5 protein-coding genes and 1 pseudogene are annotated in these 9,323 nt (G+C 70.5%); 4 read left to right on the top strand and 2 right to left on the bottom strand.

What is annotated here, in order from left to right; translation table 11 throughout:
• Nucleotides 1-184 precede the first annotated feature (184 nt).
• The gene (locus tag ACIBK8_RS22410; RefSeq protein ID WP_399043546.1) at nt 185-2,011 is read right to left on the bottom strand and encodes an acyl-CoA dehydrogenase; all 1,827 of its coding nucleotides are present in this window, start codon (nt 2,009-2,011) and stop codon (nt 185-187) included.
• Nucleotides 2,012-2,231: 220 nt separating this feature from the next.
• Between ACIBK8_RS22410 and ACIBK8_RS22405 the strand changes: the two genes are divergently transcribed.
• The 3 genes from ACIBK8_RS22405 to ACIBK8_RS22395 all read left to right on the top strand — a co-directional run bounded on the left by ACIBK8_RS22405 (nt 2,232) and on the right by ACIBK8_RS22395 (nt 5,145).
• Nucleotides 2,232-2,705: an SseB family protein gene (locus ACIBK8_RS22405; RefSeq protein ID WP_393684260.1), complete on the top strand. Its 474-nt coding sequence runs from the start codon at nt 2,232-2,234 to the stop codon at nt 2,703-2,705.
• Between the two features lie 127 nt (nt 2,706-2,832).
• On the top strand, nt 2,833-3,786 hold the full coding sequence (locus ACIBK8_RS22400) for a pirin family protein (protein ID WP_399043545.1): 954 nt from the start codon (nt 2,833-2,835) through the stop codon (nt 3,784-3,786).
• 168 nt (nt 3,787-3,954) lie between these two features.
• Nucleotides 3,955-5,145 (top strand): AI-2E family transporter, encoded by a 1,191-nt coding sequence (locus ACIBK8_RS22395; protein WP_399043544.1) that lies wholly within the window; start codon nt 3,955-3,957, stop codon nt 5,143-5,145.
• On the opposite strand, the pseudogene ACIBK8_RS22390 reads toward ACIBK8_RS22395, so the two are convergent.
• Nucleotides 5,094-7,229, bottom strand: a pseudogene (locus ACIBK8_RS22390) (SpoIIE family protein phosphatase); the annotation flags it as partial. The gene ACIBK8_RS22395 and the pseudogene ACIBK8_RS22390 overlap by 52 nt on opposite strands.
• Nucleotides 7,230-7,494: 265 nt before the next feature.
• Here ACIBK8_RS22390 and aspS point away from each other — a divergent pair.
• Complete coding sequence (gene aspS / locus ACIBK8_RS22385; protein ID WP_399043543.1) at nt 7,495-9,270, top strand: aspartate--tRNA ligase; 1,776 nt, start codon at nt 7,495-7,497, stop codon at nt 9,268-9,270.
• Nucleotides 9,271-9,323 lie beyond the last annotated feature (53 nt).

Here is a 9,323-nt window from a genome sequence, read left to right as displayed (position 1 = left end):
GGGGGGGGGGGCCCCCCCCCCCCATCCCCCTCTCGCCGCCCCGGGTGGCGCAACACCCCTCGGGGGGGGCCGGGGGGGGCCGGGGGGGGGGGGGCCCCCCCCCCGGGGGGGGGGGCCGCCCCCCACGGCCGTAACGGACGCCGGATCAGGGCGGACGCGCGCCGGACGGGCCGGCGCGGTCACCTCAGAACGCGGCCTCGTCCAGCTCCATCAGCGACTGGTCGACGGCCTCGGCCAGACCGCGCTGCACCGAGACACCCGGCAGGACGTTGTGGGCGAAGAACTTCGCCGCCGCGATCTTGCCGGTGTAGAACTGCTTGTCCTTCGCCGGGGCGCCGCCGAGCTTCTCCGCGGCCACCGCCGCGCCCTTGAGCAGCAGGTAGCCGATGACGACGTCACCGGACGCCATCAGCAGCCGGGTGGTGTTCAGGCCCACCTTGTAGATGGACTTGACGTCCTTCTCGGTCGCCGCGAGGTCGGTCAGCATCGCGCCGACGATCGCCTCCAGGTCGGCCGCCGCCTTCGCCAGCTCGCCGCGGGCCTGCTCCAGCTCCGCGCCGCCGGTGCCGGCCGCGAGGAACGTCTTGATTTCCTCGGACAGCACGGTCAGCGCCTGGCCCTGGTCGCGGACGATCTTCCGGAAGAAGAAGTCCTGGCCCTGGATCGCGGTGGTGCCCTCGTAGAGGGTGTCGATCTTGGCGTCCCGGATGTACTGCTCGATCGGGTACTCCTGGAGGTACCCGGAGCCGCCGAAGGTCTGCAGCGACTGCGCCAGCTGCTCGTAGGACTTCTCCGAGCCGTAGCCCTTGACGATCGGCAGCAGCAGGTCGTTGAGGCGGGTGGCGGCGCTCGCGTCCTCGCCCGCGGCCTCCTTGACGAGGATCTCGTCCTGGACCGTCGCGGTGTAGAGCACCAGCGCGCGCATGCCCTCGGCGTACGCCTTCTGCGTCATCAGCGAGCGGCGCACGTCGGGGTGGTGGGTGATGGTGACGCGCGGCGCGGTCTTGTCGGTGAAGGCCGCCAGGTCCGGGCCCTGCACGCGCTCCTTGGCGTACTCGAGCGCGTTGAGGTAGCCGGTGGAGAGGGTGGCGATGGCCTTCGTGCCGACCATCATGCGGGCGAACTCGATGATCTTGAACATCTGGCGGATGCCGTCGTGCTTCTCGCCGAGCAGCCAGCCCTTGGCGGGGCGGTTGGCGCCGAACGTCATCTCGCAGGTGTTGGACGCCTTGAGGCCCATCTTGTGCTCGACGTTGGTCGCGTAGGCGCCGTTGCGCTCGCCCAGCTCGCCGGTCTCCCAGTCGAAGTCGTACTTCGGCACGATGAAGAGCGACAGGCCCTTGGTGCCGGGACCGGCACCTTCGGGGCGGGCGAGGACGAAGTGCACGATGTTCTCGGACATGTCGTGCTCACCGGAGGTGATGAAGCGCTTGACGCCCTCGATGTGCCAGGTGCCGTCCTCCTGCTGGACGGCCTTGGTGCGGCCGGCGCCGACGTCCGAACCGGCGTCCGGCTCGGTGAGCACCATGGTGGAGCCCCACTGCTTGTCCACCATCAGCTGCGCGATGCGGTGCTGCTCGTCGGTGCCCTCGTCGTACAGGACGCCGGCGAAGGCGGGGCCCGACGCGTACATCCAGATCGCCGGGTTGGCGCCCAGGATCGTCTCGGCGAAGGCCCACAGGAGGGAGCGCGGCGCGGTGGTGCCGCCGATCTCCTCCGGGATGCCGAGCCGCCACCACTCGGCGTCCATGTACGCCTGGTAGCTCTTCTTGAACGTGTCGGGGACCGGCGCGGTGTTGGTGTCCGGGTCGAAGACCGGCGGGTTGCGGTCGGTGTCGGCGAAGGATTCGGCCAGTTCGTTCTCGGACAGCCGGGCGATCTCGGACAGGACGCTCTTGGCGGTGTCGACATCCATCTCCGCGAACGGACCGGTGCCGTACACGCTGTCACGGCCGAGCACCTCGAAGAGGTTGAACTCGATGTCGCGGAGATTCGACTTGTAGTGCCCCATGGGTACGGCTCCGTATCAATTCAGCAAGAGTGGCGCTCGTTACGCGATACCAGCTAGTAGCTACCGATGATGCTACCCACCGGTAATAAGGCGCAACCCTTTCCGCCCATCTGTGACGCGCGTCCCCTGCCGGAGGGGTCGCCTCTCTTGGAGCGCGGCCCCGTGCGGGAGTTCCCGGACGGGCCGGTGCGGCCCCCGCCGAATCAGTACGCTGTGCCGCATGTACGGCTATGACCAGAACCCGGGTGCCGGGCAGCAGCAGTACGGCGCGCCGCCCCCGCCGCCGCAACCGCCCTCCGGGGGCTACGGCGAGCAGCCGCTGTATCCGGAGCCGTCCCCGCCCTCGCTCGCCGACGCGGTGCGCGCCTTCACGACCGGCTCGATGTCGGCGGAGGACTTCCAGGGCATCTTCTCCACGTCCAAGATCTACTGCCCGCGCGGCGACAACCCCGGGTTCCTGGCGCTGCACAACACCCAGCAGCCGGTGATCCCGATGTTCACCTCGCTCAAGGAGCTGCGCCGGTACGCGGGCAAGGAGTCCAAGTACTTCGTCATCACCGGTGCCGAGGTGCTGGACCTGCTGCCCACCGGCTACGGCTTCGTGCTCGACATGGAGGGCGACCACCGGATGGTCTTCGACGCGAAGGCCGTGGAGCAGATGGTCGACTTCGCGATGCGCCGGATGTACGGCTGACGTCATTGCCGCGTAGGCGGCTGAAAATCCCCGTTTGACCTGGAGCGGCACCTGCGGGAATGCCGCACGCCTTGCAGGTTGTTCAGCATTCAACTAAGTTGAAACCCGAACGACCGAGGAGGCCGTCATGCCCGCAGTGACCGTAGAGAACCCGTTGACCCTGCCGCGTGTGGCGGCACCCACCGACGCGCGCAGCCGTCCGGTGCTGGCCGTCGCCACCGCGCCGACCGGTTTCGAGGGCGAGGGCTTCCCGGTGCGCCGGGCGTTCGCCGGCATCGACTACAAGCACCTCGACCCGTTCATCATGATGGACCAGATGGGCGAGGTGGAGTACGCGCCGGGAGAGCCCAAGGGCACGCCCTGGCACCCGCACCGCGGCTTCGAAACCGTCACGTACCTGATCGACGGCACCTTCGTGCACCAGGACTCGCACGGTGGCGGCGGCGTCATCAACGACGGCGACACCCAGTGGATGACGGCGGGCTCCGGCCTGCTGCACATCGAGGCGCCGCCGGAGTCGCTGGTCATGTCCGGCGGCCTCTTCCACGGCCTCCAGCTGTGGGTGAACCTGCCGAAGAGCGACAAGATGATGGCCCCCCGCTACCAGGACATCGGCGGCGGCCAGGTCAAGCTGCTGACCTCCGCCGACGGCGGTGCGCTGCTGCGGCTGATCGCCGGCGACATCGACGGGAACAAGGGCCCCGGTGCCACCCACACGCCGATCACCATGCTCCATGTGTCGGTGAACCCGGGCGCCGAGGTGACCATCCCGTGGCGGGCCGACTTCAACGCCCTCGCGTACGGCCTGGCCGGGCGCGGCACGGCGGGCGCGGAAGGACGTCCGTTCCGGATGGGACAGGCGGTCGTCTTTGGCTCCGGTGACGCGCTCACGATCCGGGCGGACGAGAGCCAGGAGTCGCGCAGCCCGAACTTCGAGGTCGTGCTGCTGGGCGGGCTGCCGATCCGCGAGCCGATGATGCACTACGGCCCGTTCGTGATGAACACCCACGCCGAGCTGGCCCAGGCCTTCGAGGACTTCCAGGCAGGGCGGCTGGGAACGGTGCCGGCCGACGCGAGCTGACCGCGCGCCGGGGGTGAACTCCGGTGAAGGGGGCGGCGTTTCACGTGAAACGCCGCCCCCTTCCGCATGCCGGGAAGCGGTCCCCGGGCGATCCGGCGGCCGGGGCGGCACGGCGTCGGAACCGGCCGCCGACGGCTACCGGCCCGGCCCGCGTGGTGGACTGTCCCGGTGCGAAACGAACTGGAACAAAACCGGCCCCGTGACGGGGCGCCGCTGCTCCCGATCGCGGCCCGCCGGGTCGCCGCCTGGTGCGGGGTCGGCCTGCTGGTCGCCGGCGTGGTCGCGGTCGGCATCTGGCTGTGCGTCGAACTGAGTACGGCCGTCACGCCGGTGCTGCTGGCGCTGCTGGGCAGCGCGCTGCTCGGCCCGCTGTACCGGCGGCTGGTGGCGATGAAGCTGAACAGCTCCCTCGCGGCCGGGCTGACCTGCGCCGTGCTGCTGATCGTCGTCGGCGGCGCCGGCTACATCGTGGTCAGCGCGCTGGTCGACACCGGTGACCAGATCATCGCCTCGCTCAAGGACGCGGCCAAACAGGTCTCCCAGCACTTCGGCGCCGCGGGCACCTCGCTCGACGACCTCGCCTCCAACGCCAAGCAGCTGCTGGGCAAGTTCGGCGGCACCGCGGCATCCGGGCTGCTGGCCGGCGTCAGCATCGTCGGCCAGTTCGTCGCCGCCGCGGTGCTCGCGTTGCTGCTGACGTTCTTCTTCCTGCGGGACTCGGACAAGGCGGTACGGGCGCTGCACGACTGGGCCCCCGGCGAATCCGCGCCCCAGCTGGAGCGGATGGCCCGCCGCGGCTTCCAGGCCATCGAGGGCTTCATGCGCGGCACCACCCTCATCGCCCTGATCGACGCCGTCTGCATCACCGTCGGCCTGCTGGTACTTCAGGTGCCCAACGCCTTCGGCCTGGGCGCGCTGGTCTTCGTCGGCGCCTACATCCCCTACCTCGGCGCGTTCATCTCGGGCGCGGTGGCGATCCTGGTGGCGCTCGCCGAGGGCGGCTTCGTGAAGGCGCTGTGGGTGCTCGGCGTGGTGCTGGCCGTCCAGGTGCTGGAGGGGCACGTCCTTCAGCCGATGATCCAGAGCCGCACGGTCCAGATGCACCCGGCGACGGTGATGCTGGCGATCACCGCGGGCGCCAGCGTCGCGGGCATTCTCGGCATGCTGCTGTCCGTACCGCTGACCGCCGCCGTCTTCGGCGTGCTGCACGAGCTGCGCCGGCACTACGCGAGCTCGGGAACCGACTCCTCCGGGCCGCCGGAAGGCCCCGCGGGCCCGCCGGACGGCTCAGGTCCCGGCACCCCGGCGGAGCCCGGCACCGACGGCCCCTCCGCGCCGCCCGCGCCCGCGTCCTCGTAGAGCTCGAACCACGTCGACTTGCCGTCCCCGCGCGGATCCACGCCCCACGCACCGGCCAGCAGTTCCATCAGCATCAGGCCGCGCCCCGACGACGCCAGCTCGCCGGGGCTGCGGCGGTGCGGCAGCTCGTCGCTGCCGTCGGCGACGTCGACGCGGATCCGGCGTCCGCCCCGCTCGCCGGAGATCTCGGCGATCAGCAGCGCGTCCCCGTCGGTGTGCAGCAGCACGTTGGTGACCATCTCGGAGACCATCAGGACCGCGGAGTCCACCTGATCCGGGTCGGCCCAGTCGTGCAGCACGTCGCGGACCTGCCGGCGCGCCTCACCTATCCGCTCCGGCTCGGCCTGCGCGACGGTCAGCACGGTGCGCCGGACGGGCTGCTGCGGCATCCGGCCGCCGGTGCCCACTCCGCAGCTGCCGCCCTCGCGGCTCAGCAGCAGCACCGCGATGTCGTCCTCGCGGCGGTCTATCAGCGGGCCGGTCCTGTGGTGCGACGAGGGGCCGTGGACGGCCTGCACCAGCTCGTCGGCCAGCCGTTCCAGGCCCTCGGCGCCCTCACCGTCGTCGTGCCGCTCGATGATCTCGCGCAGCCGCGCCCAGCCGGTCTCCAGGTCGTGGCCGCCGGTCTCGATCAGCCCGTCCGTGCACACCATCATCGTCTCGCCCGGCTCCAGGACCAGCCGGGTGGTGGGGTAGTCGGTGTCCGGGTCGATGCCCAGCGGCAGCCCGCCCGATGTGGGGCGCACCAGCATCGTGCCGTCGTTCATCCGGATCGCCGGATCGGGGTGCCCGGCGCGTGCGATGTCCAGCAGTCCGGTCGCCGGGTCGACCTCGATGTAGAGGCAGGTCGCGAAGCGCGGGTCGGCGCCCTGGACGGTCTCGTTGATGCCCGACAGGAAGCGGGAGGCGCGGGAGAGCACCGCGTCGGGGTGGTGCCCCTCGGACGCGTAGGCACGCAGGGCGATCCGCAGCTGGCCCATCAGGCCGGCGGCCCGCACGTCGTGCCCCTGGACGTCGCCGATGACCAGGGCTATCCGGCCGGACGGCAGCGGGATCATGTCGTACCAGTCGCCGCCCACCTCCAGGCCGCCGCCGGTCGGCACGTACCGGGCGGCGACCGTCATCCCGGGGATGTCCGGCTGCACCGTCGGCATCATGCTGCGCTGGAGACCGACGGAGAGTTCGTGCTGCGACTCCTGCGTGCTCGCCCGCGCCAGCGCCTGGGCCAGCATCCGGGCGACCGTGGTCAGCACCGACCGCTCGTCGGGTGTGAAGGTGACCGGGTGGTTGAAGCCCGCCATCCAGGCGCCGATCGTCCGGCCCGCGTTGATCAGCGGCAGGAACGCCCAGGACACCCGGTCGAAGCGGGCGGCCAGCGGCCAGGCGGTGGGGTAGCGCTCCAGATACGCGTCGGGGTTGGGGAGGTAGATCGCCCGGCCGGTCCTGATCACCTCGGCCGCCGGGTAGTCGGTGCTCAGCGTCATCTCGGTGAACGGCCGCTCGTCGCCGTGCTTGTGGCCGTGGTGGCCGATGACCGAGATGCGGTCGCCCTCGATGCCGAAGACGGCGAGGCCGTCCGGGGTGAATCCGGGCATCGACAGGCCGGCCGCGACCCGCAGCACCTCGGCGGTGGAGTGCGCCTCGGCCAGCGCCCGGCCCGCGTCCAGCAGGAACGCCTCGCGCGAGCGGCGCCAGTCGCCGGTGATGGGGGTGTGCGCGGAACCGGTGCCCGGCTGCGGTTCCGGGACCTCCTGGAGCGTGCCGACCAGGACGAAGCCGCCGTCGGCCTTCATCGGGCGGGAGCGGGAGCGGACGGTCCGCAGCACCCGGCCGCGGGTGTCCACGACGCGCAGCCTGGCCTCGGCGAGGGTCCTCTCGGAGACGGCGAGCTGCACCACGCCGTTGATCTCGGCGAAGTCGACGGGGTGGAAGCGGGAGCGTATGGCGGCCTCGCCGAGTTCGACGGGCTCCGCCGGCAGACCCAGCAGCCGGGCCGCTTCGGCGTCGAGGCTCACCCGGCCCGTCGCGTCGTCCCAGCGCCACAGGCCGGTCGCGATGGCGGCCAGGAGATCCTTGGTGCGCATTGCATCACTTTATGTGGGTTTGCCGATGCCCGACCAACGAGGGCGAGGTGACCATCGTCCCATGGCGGCCCGCCACGCTCGGGACACCCGGATCCTCGCCGCCCTGACACGTCTATGCCAATCGAGCGACGGAGCCCGGGACGGTAACCTGGAGCGGTTATCACAAACCTGGGGCGCCTTCCGCGGACGGAAACGGTTCGTCCGCCGGCGGCACGCGGTCCGTCCGCGATCTCCCCACCTCGACTCGCGACGACTTGGATGAGCGATGCATCGGTACCGGTCCCACACCTGCGGCGAGCTTCGGGCCGCGGACGTCGACACGGACGTCCGCCTCAGCGGCTGGCTGCACAATCGACGTGACCTGGGCGGCATCCTCTTCATCGATCTGCGCGACCACTACGGTCTGGTGCAGCTCGTCGCCCGCCCCGGCACCCCGGCCAACGAAGCGCTCGGCTCGCTGACCAAGGAGTCCGTCGTCCGCATCGACGGCCGGGTCAGCGCCCGCGGCGCGGACAACGTCAACCCCGACCTGCCGACCGGCGAGGTCGAGATCGAGGTCACCGACGTCGAGGTGCTCGGCGCCGCCGACCAGATCCCCTTCACGATCAACGCCGACGACGGTGTCAACGAGGAGCGGCGCCTCGAATACCGCTTCCTCGACCTGCGCCGCGAGCGCATGCACCGCAACATCCTGCTGCGCACCGCCGTCATCTCCGCCATCCGGCACAAGATGACCGCGCTGGGCTTCAACGAGATGGCCACCCCGATCCTGTCGGCCACCTCCCCCGAGGGCGCCCGCGACTTCCTGGTCCCCTCCCGCCTGCACGCCGGCAAGTTCTACGCGCTGCCGCAGGCCCCGCAGCAGTTCAAGCAGCTGCTGATGATCGCCGGCTTCGACCGCTACTTCCAGATCGCGCCCTGCTTCCGCGACGAGGACGCCCGCGCGGACCGCTCGCCCGGCGAGTTCTACCAGCTCGACGTCGAGATGAGCTTCGTCGAGCAGGAGGACGTCTTCGGCCCGATCGAGACGCTGATGACGGAGCTGTTCACCGAGTTCGGCAACGGCCGCACGGTGACCTCGCCGTTCCCGCGCATCCCGTTCCGCGAGTCGATGCTCAAGTACGGCTCCGACAAGCCGGACCTGCGCGCCGAGCTGGAGCTTGTGGACGTCTCGGACGTCTTCGCCGGTTCCGGTTTCAAGGCGTTCGCCGGCAAGCACGTCCGTGCCCTGGCCGTCCCGGACACCGCGGGCCAGTCGCGGAAGTTCTTCGACCAGATGGGCGACTTCGCCGTCCAGCAGGGCGCGAAGGGCCTGGCCTGGGTCCGCGTCGGCGAGAAGAACGAGCTGACCGGCCCGATCGCCAAGTTCCTCACCGAGGACGACGTGAAGTCGCTGTTCGAGGCCCTGGACCTGAAGCCCGGCCACGCCGTCTTCTTCGGCGCCGGCGAGTTCGACGAGGTCTCCAAGATCATGGGCGCGGTCCGCGTCGAGGCCGCCAAGCGCACCGGCAACTTCGTCGATGACGAGTTCCGCTTCTGCTGGATCGTCGACTTCCCGATGTTCGAGAAGGACGAGGACACCGGGAAGATCGAGTTCTCGCACAACCCGTTCTCCATGCCCCAGGGCGGCCTGGAAGCGCTGGAGACCAAGGACCCGCTGGACATCCTGGCCTGGCAGTACGACATCGTCTGCAACGGCACCGAGCTGTCGTCGGGCGCGATCCGTAACCACGAGCCGGACGTCATGTACAAGGCGTTCGCCATCGCGGGCTACGACAAGGACACCGTCGAGGCGGAGTTCGGCGGCATGCTCCGCGCCTTCAAGTTCGGCGCCCCGCCGCACGGCGGCATCGCCCCCGGCGTCGACCGCATCGTGATGCTGCTGGCCGACGAGCCCAACATCCGCGAGACCATCGCCTTCCCCCTCAACGGCAACGCCCAGGACCTGCTCATGGGCGCCCCCAGCGAGGTCGATGAGGCGCGCCTCAAGGAGCTGCACCTGAACATCCGCAAGCCGCAGGTGAAGACGCAGGGCAAGTAACACCGCCCAGCGGAAAGCCCCCGGAACCAGCTGGTCCCGGGGGCTTTCCGCTG

The organism is Streptomyces sp. NPDC050161 (genome assembly GCF_044460025.1).
Classification (GTDB): domain Bacteria; phylum Actinomycetota; class Actinomycetes; order Streptomycetales; family Streptomycetaceae; genus Streptomyces.
The sequence above is the reverse complement of the archived record's forward strand: the minus strand, read 5'-3'. Positions and strand labels throughout refer to the sequence as shown.

Bases quoted from the DNA above. Each gene is read 5' to 3' on its own strand.
- ACIBK8_RS22410 (WP_399043546.1), bottom strand. From the start codon at position 2,011: ATGGGGCACTACAAGTCGAATCTCCGCGACATCGAGTTCAACCTCTTC.
- ACIBK8_RS22405 (WP_393684260.1), top strand. From the start codon at position 2,232: ATGTACGGCTATGACCAGAACCCGGGTGCCGGGCAGCAGCAGTACGGC.
- ACIBK8_RS22400 (WP_399043545.1), top strand. From the start codon at position 2,833: ATGCCCGCAGTGACCGTAGAGAACCCGTTGACCCTGCCGCGTGTGGCG.
- aspS (WP_399043543.1), top strand. From the start codon at position 7,495: ATGCATCGGTACCGGTCCCACACCTGCGGCGAGCTTCGGGCCGCGGAC.